The following is a 19,710-nucleotide window of genomic DNA, read 5'->3' as shown; positions in this document are numbered from 1 at the left end:
ACATACAAAAAAACAGCCCACCATGAAATGATGAGGCTGTTAATCTTTATTTCGATCTCGTACCCGCATTTTCCTTCATCCGTAATCTTGCGATGAGGTTCAGCAGCGGTTTCGTTGTTTTGCCGATGAGGCCAATGACCTCGGCTCCGATCTGGAGTAACAACATCATCATGCAGATGACGACGAAGGTGACCCAGTTCGCATCGTAGAATGCGGCGGATGATTGAATAACGGCCAATACACCGAAGAAAGTAGCAATTCCGTAAATGATGAGCACACTTTGACGGTGGCTGAAGCCCAGTTCGCCTAAGCAATGATGTAAGTGACCTTTATCTGGAGCAAAGATCGGCTTCTTCTGAACCCAACGACGTACGATCGCAAAGAATGTATCCGATAACGGTACAGCGATAATAATTAAGGGTGTAATTAAAGATACTACAGCAATCTGTTTAAATCCTAACAATGATAACATGGCCAGGCAGAAACCTAAGAAGAGGGATCCTGAGTCGCCCATGAATATCTTCGCCGGATGGAAGTTAAAGAATAGAAATCCAATAATAGCTCCTAGCAGAATCATACATAGTAATGCAATCATCATATTCCCCATCAACAAAGACATCACTAAGATTGTCCCAATGGCAATACCTGACACGCCTGCAGCTAGCCCATCTAATCCATCGATCAGATTAATAGCGTTCGTCACACCAACAATCCAGAAGATGGTGAGGGGTATGGAAATCCAGCTTTCTAATGAAGAGTACGTATCATTAAAAGGTATATTTACAACGTTCACGGATATATCAAATCCAAATACGACAATACACGCAGCTGCAATCTGTGCGACGAACTTCAATTTAGCAGATAATTGAAAACGATCATCCAACGCACCAATCAACACGATCATCGTTCCACCGATCAGAAAGGCTTTGATGAAATTCGCATCCCTCATCGACAAGTCATTCGCTATGAATGGCAATGCCAGTAGAAGAGCTACGACAAAAGCCAAATAAATTCCGAGACCACCCAAGCGCGGCATAATCTTCGTATGCACTTTACGGGCGTCTGGTACATCTACCGCTCCCACTTTAAATGCAAATTTCTTCACTTGCGGCGTCAATATAAGTGCCAGTCCTAAAGCGACGATAAATCCTATAATCGATATCATCAAAATATTCAAAGTTCAACCTCCATTTTCTCTAACGGAATAAATTATACTCCGTCCGAAAAATAAACACCAACTCCGTATTTCAGTAGTTTTTCACCTAAATCAAGCGATTTAGCCCATTTCAACTCGATTTTGTCACGTTTCCTCTATCCCGTAACACTTTGACTACGAATTGCGGCAATGCAATCATTCTTCGATATCTTGTTGGCTCACTTAACAGACGATATAACCACTCTAAGCGAAGCTTCTGGAAGATCACAGGTGCACGTTTGATTTTACCTGAAATGATATCAAAACTTCCTCCAACTCCCATCATAACTGGAACAGCAAGTTGAGCCTTATATTTCGCAATCCAAGGTTCCTGCGTGTCGGCGGATCGAGCCACGAAGAGGATATCTGGCGAAGTCGCTCTAATCTGTTCAACCACCGCTTCATCTTCCTCTGGACCAAAGAACCCATCATGATATCCCACAATTTCCACACCTAGATACTGCTCTTGCAGTCTAGATGCAGTCGCCTTAATGACCTCTGCTGTTGAACCAAGTAAATACACTCTCCAACGATAGTTTTCTCCTGTGCTCATTAATTCATGTAACAGGTCATAACCTGCCACCCGTTCTTGTACGGGTTGTCCACCAACACGCGCAGCCCATACCACGCCTGTCCCATCCGGAACGATGAGTTCAGCATGCTGCATAACCGACATATACGTCGTGCTCTTTAATGCCGCCATGATCATAATGGGATTAGCCGTAATAACCTGATGTGGGGTCCGTGATATAATCACTTCCGTTAAATACTTAACGGTGTCGTCCATCCCCCATTTGCTTACGTGAATTCCGAATATGGGAACCGTCGGCACTTCTTTTAATAATGTCTTATTCATTTTATCACCTTACTTGCTATATATTCAACAATACGCTCAGCAGGCTTTGAGGCTTCCTGCTTCAATTGATCAATCTGTGCAGCATGGGCTTCACGCCAAGCTTCTTCATGGAACAACAATTGTTCCAGCGCAGTAGCTAACTTAGCTGCATCCAATGATGACGTATCCCCCACTGGTTGAAGATCCAACCGCTGAAGGAAGTGATCAATCTTCGGATCATAGGAAATACCGATCATCGGCACTTGGACATTGGCCGCATAGATCAAACTATGAAGTCGCATTCCAATGACGATCTTGCACTTACTAACCTCCTCCAGCATGTCCTGTGGAAGAACAATGTCTGGGCAAATACTGACGCGGCTTCCTGTTGCTGTGACATCTCCAAGCAATTTCACCATGAACTCTGAAGCTTCAACATCAGTTGGGAGATGAAATGGGAGAAATCTAATATGAAGGGATTGTCGTGCCATCACTTGTTGTAACCCTTCAACGATCTGCATAAGTTCCTTCTTGTCTTTCTCCCAATAACGAATCGAGATCCCAACGACCGGTAACTCCTCGTTATTCATAGTAGCTACATCATTCTGAACGTCTGCATTAGACCGCTTCCGATCATTCTTTCGTTGTAATCCCATCACCGCATCGGGAACAACATCTATCTTGCTTCCTTGCAAGCCCATCTGCTGAAGTAACTCAGAAGACCCCTGGTCACGAACTGAAATATACGCACATTGATTAAATACTGATTTAATCATCGGGTGAAAAATCCCTCGGCTAACAGGGCCAACTCCTTGAGAATAAATAAATGTTGGCTTTCTCATCCATTGAGCTAGCTTAATGACACCTAAATAATAAGGGATTGTCTTGGAACCGGTAGCGTCCTGAAGCAAGCTCCCGCCACCACTGATCAGACCACAGCTATTCTTGATCGCCTGCCTTACTTCACCAAGCTTCAACCGATGAACAGCTTCGACGCCGTAAGTAGACCTGGTCCACTCGGGATCAATCGATAGAACTACAGGCTGAAGTAGCAATCCTGCAACTTCAGCCTGTTCTTGTAATGCTGTTAAAATCGATTGAAGCACAGCTTCATCCCCGCTATTCTTGTATCCATAGTACCCCGATATGACTATCCTTTGAGGAGTGGTGACCATCGTTTCCAACACCCTTCTGCAATCTGCCATATCGCTATGGCAATAAGCCCAATAATAAGTCCTAATCCTAACCCAAGTAGGTCCCGAACGAGTGAAATGCTCAGCGGTGTATGGATATGTGCAAATGTATCTACCATAGACAGTTGACCTATGACCGCAACGACCATCATGTAGACAGCATTACGGTATTTAATGGACATAAAGATACCTAGTAGAAATATAGGGTGGGCCATCATAAATTCCTTATTACGTGGACGGACACCGAAAGTATCTTCCATTAGCGTACGAAATGTCATTTCAATCGACGTTACCGAACCGCCGTTACCAGTACGTTGTAAATAATACCAGCCTACCACACCGATGATTCCAACGACTATGATACCCATTACAGTAATTCGACTACGTAGAATTGTCTCTATTTGCTGACGTAGATTCCCTCCACGATAGAGAACAACGTACAAAGCCACAAGTGCAATTGGACCAAGGTGCAGTAGACTAACACCGCGGAATTGTTCAAGAACCATTTGATACGTCACGTTATTCAACAGTGCCACTACAAAAGGTATTGCGCTCAAAGAAATAATAGCAGTCTTCACATATAGAACAACTGTATGCGTTAAACGACGACTCAACTTCATTTCTACATCATTGACATTCAGTTCGTTCAATTTGCGTATAGCTAGCACCATCGCTATCGTTGGTCCACTAATCGCCACTAGCAACGCTAGTGCCTGTTCGAACAAAGTTGGTCTTAGCATAAATAGTCCAGCACTACCGATCATCCCAATTACGAAGGCAGGGATCGTTAATAACGGAATGAAGTACGACGCTAACAATGCTATGAATGCAATCGCACCAAGTACAACAACCATTTTAAGAATACGTTGATAGGATGAGTCTACAATGTTGAAGGCTTTTGCCTCACCGATTGTAAAGCCATTGCTCTCAATCTTATCTATAGCGTTACCTGGTTCTACAAGGCTGTGGATTAAATTATCCATTGGATCTGTAACCATCGCTTTGGCGGTATTACGACTTGGTGCCGCATTCAAGTAAAATATACGGATATTACGATCTTTACTCGCCAATGCGAAACGATCAGCAATTGTCTGTACATCCAGATATGCGTCGGCTTCACTCAATGAATACAAGCGTACAATATTATAATCAAGTGCGTAGGCTAATTTGTTCAAGCCCAGTTGAGGTTTCTTCAAATTCTCAATAGCTACAACACCTATTCCATGCTCCTTAAGAAGTTCAGCAAAGGCATCCAAACTATTCATATCAGCATGATCATTGTACCCTTTGACGGATTCCCCTTCAAAAAGAATACGCGTTACCCCTTCAGAGGCATAATGGGATATCACTGACTTCATGTATTCCTGATTATAGGGAAGACTATCCCCCAGCCGTGGCATAATGTTAAATCCCTTGCTACGTAGCATAGCGAACGTAACAGGATCCGACTGCATCGGCTTCATGATAGCATTCTCCAAAGGCGTCTCGATCACAAGCCCTCTTTGATCCCCATTCGACCATGGTCTAACTACAATCTCCAGCATATCAAATGTCTCTTCAATAACAGGAGCGATTTCACTATCATTCTCTTCATTCGTAAATGAAATATACGTGAAATTCTCATTGACTGGGATCAGTTGATTGTTCTGCATAGCTATATCCTTACTACTATAAAGCATAATACGTCGCGATTTCTGGAATTCGTCCAACGTACTTTCGAACATAGCCATCGTACTCACTCCGGCATCCTTCAGCCGATCTAATTGTTCGTCTATATAATCTTGGGGATGAGCTTGTAAGACAGCTATATCCACCAAATCGCGGTAATCGAAAGCAAACTCCACTTGATTCGTAGATGTCTCTGTCTGGAAGCGATCATACGCGACAGGCATAGCGGCTACTATTCCGATTACAACTATAATCCATAACCATTTGCGCGAAGACTTGCTCCACTGGTTCCATTTATACTGCACTACAAGTACCTCCTCATTCTCAAGCGTCAACACGTAGCATAACGACCTCAACTAACTTCGCTATCCGCTCTTTCGCATGTATTATAGTCTCTCCATGGACTGCAAAATAAACCTTGATCTTCGGTTCTGTTCCTGATGGTCTTAAACAGAACCAAGAGCCATCTTCCAGCATGTACTTCAGTACATTTTCTTTCGGAAGTCCATTAAGACCTAATGAGTAATCCAGCACTTCCTGCACTCGAACTCCCCCAATCTCAACCGGAGGCTGATTACGCCAAGCTACCATTGTGGATTGAATTTGTGCAAGTCCATCCTTACCTTTTAACGTGCGCGATTCCAATTGCTCTTGGTAATATCCGAATTGCTCATACAGCTCTTCCAATACTTCGTATAACGTCTTACCTTGACCTTTATAGTAAGCACCCGCTTCAGCAATCAGCATCGAAGCAAGCACCGCATCTTTATCCCTAGCATAATTCCCCGCGAGATAACCATAACTTTCCTCATATCCGAATAAATACGTATATTGACCAGTCTCTTCATATTCAGTCATTCGCTCACCAATATATTTGAATCCAGTCAGTGTATTCACAACTTCCACTCCGTAGTGGCGTGCAATGGTTGCGCCCATCTCGCTTGTCACGATCGTCTTCACTACGACGCCATTGTCAGGGAGCTGTCCCGCTTCCTTCAATTGGCTCAGTAAATAATGAATCATGATCGCCCCAGATTGATTGCCTGAGAGCACGACGAATTCACCATTTCGATCTTGAACAACAGCACCCATGCGATCACAATCCGGATCCGTTCCAATGAGTATATCTGCATTCAACTCTCGCCCTAACTTCATAGCTAATGTAAAAGCTTCACGTTCTTCAGGGTTAGGAGATTTAACCGTTGAGAATTCTGCATCGGGTTGCTCTTGTTCCGGAACGACATGAACATCGGTAAATCCAATCGCTTCTAGCGTCTTCCGTACAGGTATGTTACCTGTGCCGTGTAACGGGGTATAGACGATACAGAAATCTTTACTTAATGAAGAACGTATAAGATCCGCATTCACACTTTGCTGAGCAACTGTACGGACAAATGTATCATCATCCGCTTCACCAAGCCATACTAACAAACCTTGTTCTTCAGCTTCCGCTTGGGTCATTCTCTTCACATCTGCGAAAGAGCCTACCTCTTGAATGCTACGAATGACATGCTCTGCTTCATGTGGAATAAGCTGTCCACCTTGTGCATTGTACACTTTATATCCGTTATACTCTGGTGGATTATGGCTTGCAGTAATAACAATACCACCGGTCGCTCCCAAATCACGCACACTAAAGGACAACTGAGGTGTCGTTCTTAAAGATGGGAATAACTTAGCAACTATCCCATTACCCGCAAGTACAAGTGCTGCTTCCAGCGCAAACTCAGGTGAGAAATGGCGAGAATCATGTGCGATAACAACAGATGGTTTATCCTTTGTCTGATCATGACTACTTACTATAAATTGTGCGAAACCTTGAGTTGCTTTACCAATCGTATAACGATTCATTCGATTGCTACCTGCACCTATAACACCTCTAAGTCCCCCCGTACCGAACTCCAAATCCTTGTAAAAGCGATCCTCTAGCTCTGTTGGGTCCTGCTCTAAACTCCGAAGTTCCTGTTTCGTTTCCTCGTCAATGGAAGAATCCTGAAGCCATTTCTGGATATTATTAATAGATGTTTGAGTTAATTGAGTCATCATGAAATCCCCTTTCGTTTCAACTTCATTGATTATAAACTTATGATTACGATTTAGTTGGATCGGATAAAGCAAACATAATCTCGCCTTCTGCTACAACTTTGCCATCAACCGAAGCCTTGGCATGACCTTTACCGATGCTGCCCTTTAATCTGGTAATTTCAACTTCTAGTCTCAACGTGTCGCCCGGTACAACTTGCCCACGGAAACGGAAATTATCAAGACCCGCTAGAAATCCGATCTTGCCCTTATTGCTCTCCACATTCAAAATAGCGACAGCTCCTACTTGAGCCAACGCTTCTGTAATAAGAACACCTGGCATGACCGGGTACCCTGGGAAATGTCCTGTGAAAAATGGTTCGTTGATCGTCACATTCTTAATTCCTACCGCCCGCTTACCCTCCTCGATCTCTATAATACGATCAACAAGTAGAAATGGTGGTCTATGAGGTATGATCTCTTGAATTTGATTCACATTTAACACAAACAAAACTCCCTTCGAATAACATTATTGTGTAACGGCTATACTATGTAATATCCTTCATATTCTGCAGAATGTGGAGGTTCAGATAAGGAGCTTTCTTACGCTAGGCAATTACTGCCTACTGGGGAGAGCTCTTTTGTCCTTAGTCCTCAACCATTATACATTTATCAGCCCAAGAAAACCACCTTTCGAACCAATAAGCCACCTCTCGAACGCCCATAATTTGGTATTTTATACAGTGGACTATTACTAGCGACGGTAGCATAATTAGCATTGCCATACGATTCTTTCTAAATCTGCGTTCAAATAGAACAGCAAAGACGGGTACCGTCCTTTTACAAGGATGGCACCCGTCTCTGTAGGAACATAAGGTATAGAGTGTCCAATGTAACTTATGCTTTCTTTACTTATGATGGGGCAAAAACAAGATCTAATACATGCTTCCAAGTTTCCCAATGAAATACTTCATCGATACTACGCTTACCGAAAACAACATACCCTACAATCATCCCGCCCATTAAGCCTATCAGTAGAAATACTGGCACCAAGCACCGTAGAACAATTCTCCATGCAGGCGTTTTGGACTTGGCACCCTTTGTAGTCTTGGTGAGTTCATCAGCTTTACTCATGGATATCGCCACCTACCCTCGCATATTGTTTGCAAGGTTCATCATCGTATCACTGGATGTTAATGCACGTGACATCAGCTGATATGCCCTTTGAACTTGAATCATCTCTGTCAACTCAACAGTCAGATCCACATTAGATTTCTCTAAATGTCCTGATAGTAAAACTACCCCCTCAGGCGCATTCTCAACAGCACCGCCTGCCGATGTTCCAAATACATCTGCTGCTGCTACACCATTCGCTAGAACATACTTATTCCCATCTATTTGAACCAATCTTTCAGGTCTTGCTGGTTCAACAACATAAATCTTCCCAGCCAGTTCTCTATCCATTGTGCCATTCGGTATCGTCCATACATTTCCTTTATCATCAATAGCGACTTTCGCATCTGTTGAAACCTTAATTGGAGCTGGATTATCTCCTCTACTAAGGACCTTATCACCCTCGTTATTCACCAAGAGCATAGATGAAGCATCTGCTGGATCAGGAACGAAATGAAAAGCCCCTTCACGTGTGTAGGCAATGTTCCCATTGCTCTCAACTGCAATTAACCCATTCCCTTGAATAGCAATATCCGTAGGAATACCCGTTTCCACCAAAGGTCCTTGCTCCCAGTTCGCAGTCACAGAAGCAGACTTAATCCCGTACCCTACACTGTAACCCATCGGAGTTGCCCGATCTGTGTTTTTAAAATCTTTATGTTGCTCTTGTATCGTATTGAGCACGTCTTCGAAAGAACTCTCTTTACGTTTATATCCAACTGTGTCCATATTGGCAATGTTATCTGCAATGAGGTCGAGTCTAGACTGCAGACTATTCAAAGACACCAAAGCACTAATTGCGGAGTTGTTCATCGTGTGACCTCCCGAAAGCTTTACGAAGTAAAGCTACCTCGTAAGCATATACTATATTCTGCCGATTTCGTTCACGGCCTTTTCCAAACTTCTATCATAAAACTGAATGACCTTCTGGTTCGCTTCATAAGCACGCGCGGCTATATTCATTTCTATTACTGATTGGGCTGAGTCTACGTTGGACCGTTCTAAATACCCTTGACGCACAGTAACATTATCGTCTTCTGCAATTAGTCGGACATCTGCCGCTTCTAGATTATCTATCCGGTATACGCCATTTCCTTCTTTTACCATTTCATAAGGATTATTAACTACGCTAATGGCTAAATTCACCACAGTCTCTTCATCTGGATTGGTATTTATTATTCTACCTTGCCCATCTATTTGAAGTTGTTCAGTCGTCCCATCTAGGATGATCGGCTGATTATCGTTATCCATCACATTGAATCCGGTAGACGACAGAAGCTGACCCGCAGCATCTACTGTGAAGCTCCCATTACTAGTGTACCTAGTCCGTCCTTCATTATCCTGTAAGGTGAAAAAAGCTTGTGACTGATATATGTTATTACCTTCTCCATCCACATACTTACCATTATCATCGAATGATATAGGTTGTCCTGTGGCAGGGTCATTGATTTGTAGATTAGATACAAGTGCAAAATCAGTTGACTTGTCACTCTGCGTTACATCTCCCTGTAAGAACATCGAGAGATTTTCCTCTATAAATACTCCTGTATTTAGCTTACCCAACTTGCGATCACTAATATTAGGATCCCCGCCTCGGATGGACACAAGCGCTTCCGGAAAAGAACGTGCAGCCGTATTTACTTGTTTGTATCCCGGCGTATTAATATTCGCCATGTTCTGTACTACTGTATCATGTATGCGTTGTTGCGTCAGCATACCCGCAGCAGCCGTATAGAGTCCTCTTAACATATGGTTGCCCTCCTTATGATTACTTCTTAATATTTATCGGTTAGTTAAAAGCTTTTCTTAATAACCCGATCTAAATTGTCGAGCATAATGCCAGTTCCCTTCACAACACAGTGCATAGGATCTTCGGCTATTAGTACTGGAACATGTAGCTCATCGGACAATAATTCATCTAATCCATTCAATAATGCGCCTCCACCTGTGAGGATCACTCCACGATCAATAATGTCTGCTGACAACTCTGGAGGTGTTCGTTCTAATACGGATTTCGCTGACAACACAATAGCCATTATCGGATCAAATAACGCCTCTTGCACTTCATTTGAATAAATAGTAACTGTCAAAGGAAGTCCTGTAACCATATCTCGCCCACGAATATCCATCTCAGCCTTAGTTCCACCTGGACGCACAGATCCAATATTCACCTTGATATCTTCAGCCGTACGTTCCCCTATAAGGAGCTTATATTTATTCTTTATGTACTTAGAGATAGCTTCGTCGAACTTGTCCCCTGCTACTTTAAGAGAAGAAGAGGTAACGACGTCGCCCATAGAAATCACTGCGACATCTGTCGTTCCGCCACCGATATCGATAACCATGTTACCACTCGGTTCATATATATTCATACCGGCACCAATTGCTGCCGCTTTAGGTTCTTCTTCTAAGTATACCTCTTTAGCTCCGCTATGTTCAGCAGCTTCTCGAATAGACTTTTGTTCCACAGATGTAATATCCGTTGGGGTACAAATGAGGATACGAGGGCGACTATACCAATTACGCCCCCCTACACTGTCAATGAAATATTTCAGCATCATTTCTGTCACTGCAAAGTCAGCAATGACTCCATCACGCAATGGACGAATCGCAATAATATTGCCCGGAGTACGTCCAATCATGCGACGTGCATCTTCACCCACAGCAAGAACCTTTTTGGTATCCCTTTCAATAGCAACAACCGAAGGTTCGTTTAATACAACTCCCCTCCCCTTAACGTGAATGAGCACATTTGCCGTGCCGAGATCTATTCCAATATCCTTACTTAACATCATGAAAGGGCCCCCAAAGTGTTATTTTATGGTGAATAGAGATGTCTAACGTGTCTATCTTCTGCATTCGACAATAAGCCACAATATCCCTGCATTCTCGAATACTTTATGATTACACAATTCGACTCCATACCATCTTTTAACATATCATACTTCAGGGGGAGTATTCAACGGGAATTGTCAGTATTCTAATAAACTTAAGACTTTGCTGTGCCTACTGTCTCTCTTTTTTTACTGTTTGTTTTCTTATACTTAATTTTCGTGGCTTCTCCTCCTCTAAGATGGCGGATAGATTTGTGGTACTCGAGAATATTCTTGACTTGATCCGCTAGCTCAGGATTAATTTCTGGCAGCCGTTCCGTTAAATCTTTATGCACTGTGCTTTTCGATACGCCAAACTCCTTGGCAATGGTTCGGACCGTGTTCCTAGTCTCCACGATACAACGTCCAATCTTAATGGTCCGTTCCTTAATGTAATCGTGCACGCCCCCGCCTCCCTACTGTGGATGGTTTGGTACATTATATGAGGGGCGTGCCCATATATTCGCAGTTTAGAAACATGACAAGCTTCATTATGCTCATTTATTTTGTGGACATGTTGTGTTTAAGGGGGGGGGAAGGGAGATTAGATACCCGTTATACAGCTATTCAGCGAGCCTACCCTACATACTCCCCCAGATCTTCAACTAATCATCTCCCCACTTCCACATTTCCCAATTAAGTTTCCTTTTTTCAAAAAACACACTTAAATAAATAGCCCAGAACAAGAGAAAGACACCCCTCGGGGTGTCCGTTAGTTATACTGTCCTAACAAGAAAAAGGGATAGGTATGTAGCTCATACCCATCCCTTTCTGTGCATTATAGTAACCTCTTCATCCAATCCACCGTTAAGAGTTCTGATTACTTCGGAGGAAGTAATTCTGCTGGGTTGACTAAGTTCCCCTTGCTATATACTTCGAAATGCACGTGGTTACCGAGATCACTTTCCATCTCGCAGCGTCCGGCGCTCGCAAGTGTGTGCCCTTGAGTAACCTCATCACCAATCTTCACTTTAGCGTCGGTTACGCTTTGGTATACGGTCTTCAAATCTCCAGAATGAGTAACTTCCACAACGGTTCCCATTAACGGATGCATCTTCACTTCGGTGACCTTACCACTAAGCGCTGCTTTTACTTCGAACGAGCTGTTATCTTCACGAGCTAGATCAATACCATTGTTCGTTACAGAAATATCATTGTATTGAACCATAGCTTCTAGATGATTCTCCTTGGTACCGGCTGGATCATAAAATGGTTTCACAACATTGACTTCTTGGGCGTTAGCTACTGGCCATGTCATACTTTCTGCTTTTGCAAGAACTTCTAGTGCTTCAGGATCTACCATATCCGTATTCGCGGGCCCAATTACTTGAGAGACTGTGTTCCCTGAACCATTAGTGAGGTCTGAAGTAAGTGATTTCTGACTGGCATCCTGATAGACCCACACTAAGGTTAGTATAATTGCTGCTGCGGCCATGTAGGCTGCCGGATAAACCCACCTTTTCGACAACAGTTTCTTCCATGCAGACGGTTCATTAACCGGTGCTCCTTTAAATGGTTTAGGAGTTTCTCCATGGTTTTGATCTTTGTTTTGTTCATTCATTGTTATCACCTCTGTAACCATTGTTACCGAGATGAACTCTTTTATACCTTCTCTATATATTATTTTTTGGCGAGTAGTTTAGTAACTTGTTGGAATTCTATCCCCGTATAGTAGTGTTCGAGAATCTGAGTAGCTGTATATCCTTCTTGAGCCATCCCATTCGCTCCCCACTGACTCATACCTACGCCATGCCCGTTACCATACGTGGTAATCACAATATCATTCCCAGAATCCACCCAAGAGAATTGGCTTGAGCGTAGTCCGAGCTTCTCTCGAACTTCACGACCACTAAACGTAACACCACCAATACTCAGTTCTTTTATACGGTTTCCTTGAGTAGTTGAGAGTATATGAATAAGAGAGTCCAGAGAATACTCTCCTTGTTTGTTCTTCAATGTGGCTGTAGCTAGCTTGTTTAGTCCCATTTGATTCAGAAATTCCTCCTTGCTTAACTTGACAGTATCTTTATAGTGCGGGGCTATTTCGATATCCCAAGGGCTTGATACACTGCGCAAATAAGGAATAGTAGTCTGCCAGTAATCTTCTGAATTCTCAGTATATCCATTACTAGTAGAAAAAAAGGTTGCAGTGATCGGCTTTCCTTTATACGTCATAACTATGTTACGACTTTCCAACACTGCACGCTGTACATTGGCCAACTGGGCGGCCTTCCCCTGGCTCTTCCACTCTGTCTCAAGTGTATGCAGGGACAGATATGCTTGATGAGAGACTGTATCGGTGACATCTGCTCCTTCTACAGGAACACCACTCGTATCATTCGTTAATAGTCGTTGCACGATATAGGTACGAGCAGCCGTGGCCTGTGCCTTTAGTGATTCGAATGCAAAATCAGCAGGCATCTCTGCTGCAACAACACCTGTTACGTAGTCTTCAAGCGGAAGAGTCTCGATCTGACCCAGCTTAGTTAGATATACCGACACCTGAGGCTCCTCCTGCTCTGCTTCTGCAATCAAGCCGGACAGCGCTTCTTCTGGCAGTGGTGGAACGGATACTGGAGGGTTATGATGTACATTCACGATCAACACGGGAAGAAGCATCGCCATAACTAGTAATCCTCCCACTGCTAATAAGATCGGAGGGATTCGCCACTTGATGGGGTTAGTCGTGCGCCGACCGAAACCTCGACGCGTAGCACGCTTACGACGGGCGTTAACTCCCCTTGTAGGGGCGAGTCGCGACGCCGCTTTCGCATCAGTGACATCAGGAACAAGGTGCGACAGGGGTGGCTCGGGCGCGACATCAAAGGCAGGCTGCGATAGGCCCGGTGTGGGCGGTAGATGCGCAGTGTCGCACGATTCGACAACGTTCGCGGATGATGATCGATGCGACATTACAGGTGACGCTGAGACTGATGGGGCGACACTCTCAGATTGTGATAACGACGGGTCGAGCGATGCTATCGTCGACGAAATGTTACATAACGATGCAGGTATCTGCGATAGATTGTCTGGCTCCATCGGGCTGCTCGTTTGCTGATCTTGCTCTTTCATATAACGATAAACCTCCGTTCTCTACATCGACATGCCTACGATTTCTTGTTCTATCTATCTTATACATATGAATCCGAAAGATATGATAGAACCATTTAGTAGAATGAAGATTTACCATTAATGCTAGAGCGGATAGTTCCATATCCCTTCAGGCTGATCTCCAATAGCTGCAGAAAGTACATCTAATTCCAGCCTATTCGCTCAAATGGTAACTTTAGTTGTACAACCTACATCTAGTTACTCGATAAACCCTACTTTTTACGATTTTCCTTATTTTAAGTGTAACTAATACAACTATTTCCTTCTCCTCCCACCTTTTCTGCCAAATAGGTGTGCTTTTTACAACTATTCGGCAATTACGGCGGTTGATGAGTCGTTCCCCAACTTTGCGGCAATCGCGATGGATTAGACGTATGGGCGTTCAACCGCAATCATAAAAATCAAAAAAGACCAAAAGATCAACCCGATTGGGCTCTTCTTTTGGTCTTTTTCATAACATAGATTATATAATATTTCATTCTAGTATTAGGTCTTCGCTTGAAGTCTCGTTATCTAGACCCAGGTTGGCTGAGTGGAGAAACGTTTCACTTCATCTTTCACTTTATGCGAAACAGCCTTAGCCTTCGACGGCTCCAATGTAGACTCCTTTGAATGCTCATCCAAGCTAATTCGCCAAATATCAGCACCCAACTTGGATAACTTCTCAGCTAAGTTCACATATCCACGATCAATATGATGCACACCACTAACCTCAGTTGTACCATTAGCTACAAGCCCAAGCAAAATTAATGCTGCACCTGCGCGAAGATCAGTTGCACATACTTTAGCACCATTTAGTTTAGCTCGCCCTGTAATAATGGCTGATCGACCTTCAACTTTAATCTCAGCGTTCATATGTTGAAATTCATCCACATGCATGAAGCGATTCTCGAATACCGTCTCCGTTACGACACTGGTTCCTTCTGATACAAGTAATAAGGACATCATCTGAGACTGCATATCTGTAGGAAACCCAGGATAAGGTAGCGTCTTAATATCCACTGAACGTAAAGGATGATTCGCAGTAACACGAATACCATTCTCGTCCGGCACAATCTTCACTCCCATTTCTTCCATCTTGGAAATGACAGGGCCTAAATGATCCGCGATTGCACCTTCAACGTATACATCCCCGCCCGTAATCGCTGCAGCCACCATATATGTACCTGCTTCTACCCGGTCAGGAATAACAGTGTGCTTGACACCATGCATTTTGTCGACACCTTCAATACGAATGATCCCTGTACCAGCCCCGCGAACTTTGGCACCCATACTGTTCAAATAATTCGCTAAATCGACAATTTCCGGCTCTTTTGCTGCATTCTCTATCGTCGTAATACCTTCAGCCAGAGTTGCGGCCATCATAATATTCTCAGTTGCTCCTACACTTGCAACATCCAAATAAATTTTGGCTCCACGCAGTCTACCGTTACTTTTTGCTTCAATGAAACCTTGACCAAGACTAATCTCTGCACCAAGAGCTTCGAATCCCTTCAAATGCTGATCAATTGGTCGTGTACCTATGGCACAGCCGCCCGGTAATGAAATTCGAGTGTGACCCATACGCGCCAACAATGGACCCATCACTAAGAATGAAGCTCGCATTTTACGCACATACTCATAAGGCGCCTCACAGGTTGCTATTTTCTCTGCATTCACTCGCAATACTTCGTTGTCATAGCTTACTTTCACACCAAGCGATTCCAATACTTTACTAATTGTCATCACATCGTCAAGAGGTGGGGCATCGTAAATGGTGCTTTCCCCTTCTTCCCCAAGTATAGAGGCAGCGATGATCGGAAGAACTGAATTTTTGGCTCCACTAATTTTAACATTTCCGATCAATCTATTGCCACCGCGGACGATAAATTTGCTCATCATGATTCCCTCCGCGTCCGTAATTTTCATCTTTATTAATAAGGCTTAATAAAATCACTCTTAAATTCCCAACTTTCATCATAGCATTGATTTTTTGACGTGTACAAGCCTTTTTTATAATTTCATCTTAAGAATTAGATTTATTATTCAAGTTAGTTATATCATTATGTTGAAAGTTCACAATTGGTTCTAAGAAATAGTTAGACTTATTCCCCATTGTTTACATAATGATATGTTATTATTCGACACTAACGAAAGATTAAAACATGTATTTGATCATTTGGCTCCAGTTTAGATAATCAATAATAAATCCCGCCACAAAATGACCCAAAACAATCGCCAAAAGTACTTGTAACAACTTCCCTTGAGTTCCCAGTGGATTACGAATGAATAAATCTAATTTCAAATTCTGCAATGCCCACCATGATATCCAAATACAAATAAGCGATACAATAATGGAGACAAGTCCACTCACGCCCACTGCCCCAGAGACTGCACTTGATATACTTTGATTCATAACAATTCATCTTATCCTTTCCGGTTACAGTTCAACGCTTTAACCCGACTCTACTATCATACTTTCCTTATGCAAAAGAATCCACTTTTGTAATCGCTTTAATTGTTTCTTTTGAAAATAAAGTTGTTACTCAACCTTGTCTGCACGATGGAATACCAAGCCAAGTGTCCAATACGATCGTGCTTAACATTCCATCGTGCACAAAAACAGCCAGGCCTAAGTAGCTGACTGTTTTTGTGTATAGTAATTATTTATTAATATGAGAATGTACTTTAATCCGATTCATTGCTTTCTTCAGGGAAAGCTCTGCACGGGCGAAGTCAATATCAGCTTGATTACGCTTCTTAGCACCAATACGACGTTCTGCACGTTCTTTGGCAGCCATTGCACGTTCCACGTCGATCTCTTGCTCGAGCTCAGCGCTTTCGGCTAATACCACCACTTTATCTTTACGAACTTCCACAAATCCACCACTGATGGCTATGAAGGTATAATCTTGGCCTATTTTTATACTAATTGGCGCTACCTGTAGCGGAGTTATGAATGGAATATGCCCTGCTAAAATACCTATTTCCCCTTCGATTCCACGAACAGTCAAGCCATCGACCTCACCAGAGTAGGCTAAATGATCTGGTGTGACGATTTCCAGTAAAAAGGTGCTCATTTGTTCTCCTCCTCAAAGCTATTCGAAGAATAGCTTACTACGAAAGCATATGCAGCTTAAAGTGTCTTCGCTTTTTCAACTGCTTCTTCAATCGATCCTACGTAAAGGAATGCTAACTCTGGAAGATGGTCATGCTTACCTTCGAGAATTTCCTTAAAGCTACGAATAGTGTCTTTAACAGGAACATATTTACCTGCGAACCCGGTGAACTGTTCAGCCACGTGGAATGGTTGAGACAAGAAACGTTGAATTCTACGTGCACGAGAAACGATTATTTTATCGTCTTCACCCAATTCATCCATACCCAGAATGGCGATAATATCTTGAAGCTCATTATAACGAGCTAGAATCTGTTTCACACCTTGGGCTACGTTGTAATGTTCTTCACCTACAATTTCTGGAGCTAGAATCCGTGAACTGGATGCTAATGGATCTACCGCTGGATAAATCCCCATTTCCGAAATTTTACGTTCCAAGTTCGTTGTTGCATCCAAGTGAGCAAATGTCGTAGCTGGAGCTGGATCTGTATAGTCATCCGCAGGTACGTAAATGGCTTGAATGGAAGTAACTGAACCTTTCTTCGTAGAAGTAATACGTTCTTGTAATTGACCCATTTCTGTCGCCAATGTTGGTTGATAACCAACCGCTGATGGCATACGACCAAGTAGTGCCGACACTTCGGAACCTGCTTGTGTGAAACGGAATATGTTATCAATAAACAACAGAACATCCTTGCCTTCTTCATCACGGAAATATTCTGCCATTGTTAGTCCTGTTAACGCTACACGAAGACGTGCGCCTGGAGGCTCGTTCATCTGACCGAATACCATCGCTGTTTTCTTAATAACGCCTGATTCCGTCATTTCATGATACAAGTCATTACCTTCACGTGTACGTTCACCAACACCCGCGAACACAGAAATACCACCATGTTCTTGAGCGATATTGTTAATTAATTCTTGAATAGCAACTGTTTTACCAACACCGGCACCACCAAAGAGTCCAATTTTACCACCCTTTTGATATGGTGCGAGAAGGTCGATTACTTTGATTCCTGTCTCAAGCATCTCAGCTTGCGTTGACAGTTCATCATATTTAGGAGCTTCACGGTGGATAGGTCTCTTAATTTCAGTAACAACTTCACCAACTTGGTCGATAGGCTCTCCCAATACATTAAATACACGACCCAATGTTTCTGGACCTACAGGTACTGTTATGGAAGTTCCTAGATCTAGAGCTTCCGTTCCACGTACCAATCCATCTGTACTGGACATGGCGATACAACGTACTCTATTGTCACCTAAATGATTAGATACTTCCAAAGTCAGGTCAATCGATCTATTATCCGATAAGACCGTCTGAATCTTAATCGCATTGTAGATTGCTGGCAGTTGACCTCTGTCAAATTCAATGTCAACAACCGCACCCATAATGCTGACTACGCGTCCTTTATTCATCTTTTTGTTCCCCTCCTACAAGTATGCTTCAACCATTAATCTTAAGACTGTGAGTCTGCTCCTGCCACAATCTCGGAAATTTCCTGCGTAATCGCTGCTTGGCGGGCACGGTTATAAATCAACTGTAAATCACCAATCATCTTGGTAGCATTCTTAGTCGCACTACCCATGGCCGTCATCTTCGATCCCAATTCACTTGCTTTTCCGTCCAACAGGGCACCAAAGATTAGTGTCTCTGCATATTTAGGCAAAAGCACTTCCAAAACAAAACTTGCAGAAGGTTCGTATTCGTACGGATCTGTATCCGAATTTGTATGAACTGTTTCCATTGGCAATAGTTGTACCGTTTCAGGTATCTGTGTCAAAGCATTAATGAATCGATTATAGCAGATATGAAGTTCATCAATATCGCCCCGTTCAAAACGTTGAACCGCTGTATATGCGATGGATTTAATATCTGCGAAACTAGGGGTATCCGACAAGTCCATGAGTTCATCGACAATAGGAAGCTCCCTACGGCGGAAATATTCACGTCCTTTTCGACCTATGACGTATATTTCATACTCATCCTTCGACTTGTGATTCTCAGCAATAGTTGTCATTACTTTTTTCAGAATATTCGTATTATATCCACCCGCAAGACCGCGATCTGAAGTGATAACTAAATACCCTGTTTTTTTGACTGGTCTCGTCTCAAACATCGGATGGCTAATTTCTTCCGAACTAGAAGCAATACTAAACACCAATTCTTTAAGCTTCTCCGCGTAAGGTCGGGCTGCGGTTGCCTTCTCCTGCGCTCTTCTTAGCTTAGAAGCGGCTACCATTTCCATTGCCTTCGTGATTTGCTTGGTGCTTTGTACACTCTTGATTTGACGTTTGATATCACGTAATCCTCTTGCCATGTTTTCACCACCTTAAAGTTTTGACGGAGTCAAAACTAGCATCGTAAGCGTTAACTTAGTTTTGACGGAGTCAAAACTAGCATCGTAAGCGTTAACTTAGTTTTGACGGAGTCAAAACTAGCATCGTAAGCCTTGTTATTTTTAAAATATAAGAAAGTACAAGTTTCACTTCATACTCTATTTCTTATATTTCGGCAGAGATGGTTACCTTAAAGCGATACG

General features: G+C 42.9%; 18 protein-coding genes. All 18 read right to left on the bottom strand.

Annotated elements, in window-relative coordinates:
- Positions 1-46: 46 nt before the first annotated feature.
- The 18 genes from AC1TO8_RS15660 to atpG all read right to left on the bottom strand — a co-directional run bounded on the left by AC1TO8_RS15660 (position 47) and on the right by atpG (position 19,488).
- Positions 47-1,171 carry a glycosyltransferase family 4 protein gene (locus AC1TO8_RS15660; RefSeq protein WP_482056663.1) on the bottom strand — a complete coding sequence of 375 codons (1,125 nt, stop codon included), beginning with the start codon at positions 1,169-1,171 and terminating at the stop codon, positions 47-49.
- 115 nt (positions 1,172-1,286) lie between these two features.
- On the bottom strand, positions 1,287-2,051 hold the full coding sequence (locus AC1TO8_RS15655; RefSeq protein WP_482056557.1) for a WecB/TagA/CpsF family glycosyltransferase: 765 nt from the start codon (positions 2,049-2,051) through the stop codon (positions 1,287-1,289).
- Entirely contained in the window at positions 2,048-3,205 is a 1,158-nt protein-coding gene (gene csaB, locus AC1TO8_RS15650; RefSeq protein WP_482056662.1) for a polysaccharide pyruvyl transferase CsaB, read from the bottom strand. Before csaB ends, AC1TO8_RS15655 begins: the two co-directional genes overlap by 4 nt.
- Positions 3,181-5,196 carry a DUF5693 family protein gene (locus tag AC1TO8_RS15645; protein WP_482056556.1) on the bottom strand — a complete coding sequence of 672 codons (2,016 nt, stop codon included), beginning with the start codon at positions 5,194-5,196 and terminating at the stop codon, positions 3,181-3,183. Before AC1TO8_RS15645 ends, csaB begins: the two co-directional genes overlap by 25 nt.
- 19 nt (positions 5,197-5,215) lie before the next feature.
- Positions 5,216-6,934: a phospho-sugar mutase gene (locus AC1TO8_RS15640; RefSeq protein WP_482056661.1), complete on the bottom strand. Its 1,719-nt coding sequence runs from the start codon at positions 6,932-6,934 to the stop codon at positions 5,216-5,218.
- Positions 6,935-6,980: 46 nt separating this feature from the next.
- Positions 6,981-7,418 carry a 3-hydroxyacyl-ACP dehydratase FabZ gene (fabZ, locus tag AC1TO8_RS15635; RefSeq protein ID WP_482056555.1) on the bottom strand — a complete coding sequence of 146 codons (438 nt, stop codon included), beginning with the start codon at positions 7,416-7,418 and terminating at the stop codon, positions 6,981-6,983.
- A gap of 407 nt (positions 7,419-7,825) precedes the next feature.
- Entirely contained in the window at positions 7,826-8,047 is a 222-nt protein-coding gene (locus tag AC1TO8_RS15630) for a DNA-directed RNA polymerase subunit beta (RefSeq protein WP_482056554.1), read from the bottom strand.
- A 12-nt stretch (positions 8,048-8,059) separates the two neighbouring features.
- Positions 8,060-8,899: a flagellar hook-basal body protein gene (locus AC1TO8_RS15625; RefSeq protein WP_482056553.1), complete on the bottom strand. Its 840-nt coding sequence runs from the start codon at positions 8,897-8,899 to the stop codon at positions 8,060-8,062.
- 51 nt (positions 8,900-8,950) lie between these two features.
- Positions 8,951-9,835, bottom strand: a complete 885-nt coding sequence (locus AC1TO8_RS15620) for a flagellar hook-basal body protein (RefSeq protein WP_482056552.1) — start codon at positions 9,833-9,835, stop codon at positions 8,951-8,953.
- Positions 9,836-9,879: 44 nt separating this feature from the next.
- Entirely contained in the window at positions 9,880-10,878 is a 999-nt protein-coding gene (gene mreB / locus AC1TO8_RS15615; RefSeq protein ID WP_482056660.1) for a rod shape-determining protein MreB, read from the bottom strand.
- 197 nt (positions 10,879-11,075) lie between these two features.
- Positions 11,076-11,363: a sporulation transcriptional regulator SpoIIID gene (gene spoIIID / locus AC1TO8_RS15610; RefSeq protein ID WP_482056551.1), complete on the bottom strand. Its 288-nt coding sequence runs from the start codon at positions 11,361-11,363 to the stop codon at positions 11,076-11,078.
- 416 nt (positions 11,364-11,779) lie between these two features.
- A complete protein-coding gene (locus tag AC1TO8_RS15605; RefSeq protein WP_482056550.1) occupies positions 11,780-12,520 on the bottom strand; it encodes a peptidoglycan DD-metalloendopeptidase family protein in 741 nt (246 codons plus the stop codon).
- A gap of 59 nt (positions 12,521-12,579) precedes the next feature.
- A complete protein-coding gene (gene spoIID / locus AC1TO8_RS15600) occupies positions 12,580-14,031 on the bottom strand; it encodes a stage II sporulation protein D (RefSeq protein WP_482056549.1) in 1,452 nt (483 codons plus the stop codon).
- A gap of 552 nt (positions 14,032-14,583) precedes the next feature.
- Positions 14,584-15,948: a UDP-N-acetylglucosamine 1-carboxyvinyltransferase gene (murA, locus tag AC1TO8_RS15595; RefSeq protein ID WP_482056659.1), complete on the bottom strand. Its 1,365-nt coding sequence runs from the start codon at positions 15,946-15,948 to the stop codon at positions 14,584-14,586.
- Positions 15,949-16,207: 259 nt separating this feature from the next.
- Positions 16,208-16,465 (bottom strand): DUF1146 family protein, encoded by a 258-nt coding sequence (locus AC1TO8_RS15590; protein ID WP_482056548.1) that lies wholly within the window; start codon positions 16,463-16,465, stop codon positions 16,208-16,210.
- Between the two features lie 247 nt (positions 16,466-16,712).
- On the bottom strand, positions 16,713-17,129 hold the full coding sequence (locus AC1TO8_RS15585) for a F0F1 ATP synthase subunit epsilon (RefSeq protein WP_482056547.1): 417 nt from the start codon (positions 17,127-17,129) through the stop codon (positions 16,713-16,715).
- Between the two features lie 56 nt (positions 17,130-17,185).
- Positions 17,186-18,586 carry a F0F1 ATP synthase subunit beta gene (atpD, locus tag AC1TO8_RS15580; RefSeq protein WP_482056546.1) on the bottom strand — a complete coding sequence of 467 codons (1,401 nt, stop codon included), beginning with the start codon at positions 18,584-18,586 and terminating at the stop codon, positions 17,186-17,188.
- A 41-nt stretch (positions 18,587-18,627) separates the two neighbouring features.
- Positions 18,628-19,488 (bottom strand): ATP synthase F1 subunit gamma, encoded by an 861-nt coding sequence (gene atpG, locus AC1TO8_RS15575; protein ID WP_482056545.1) that lies wholly within the window; start codon positions 19,486-19,488, stop codon positions 18,628-18,630.
- Positions 19,489-19,710 lie beyond the last annotated feature (222 nt).

It is taken from the genome of Paenibacillus sp. Y859 (assembly GCF_056786405.1).
The sequence above is the reverse complement of the archived record's forward strand: the minus strand, read 5'-3'. Positions and strand labels throughout refer to the sequence as shown.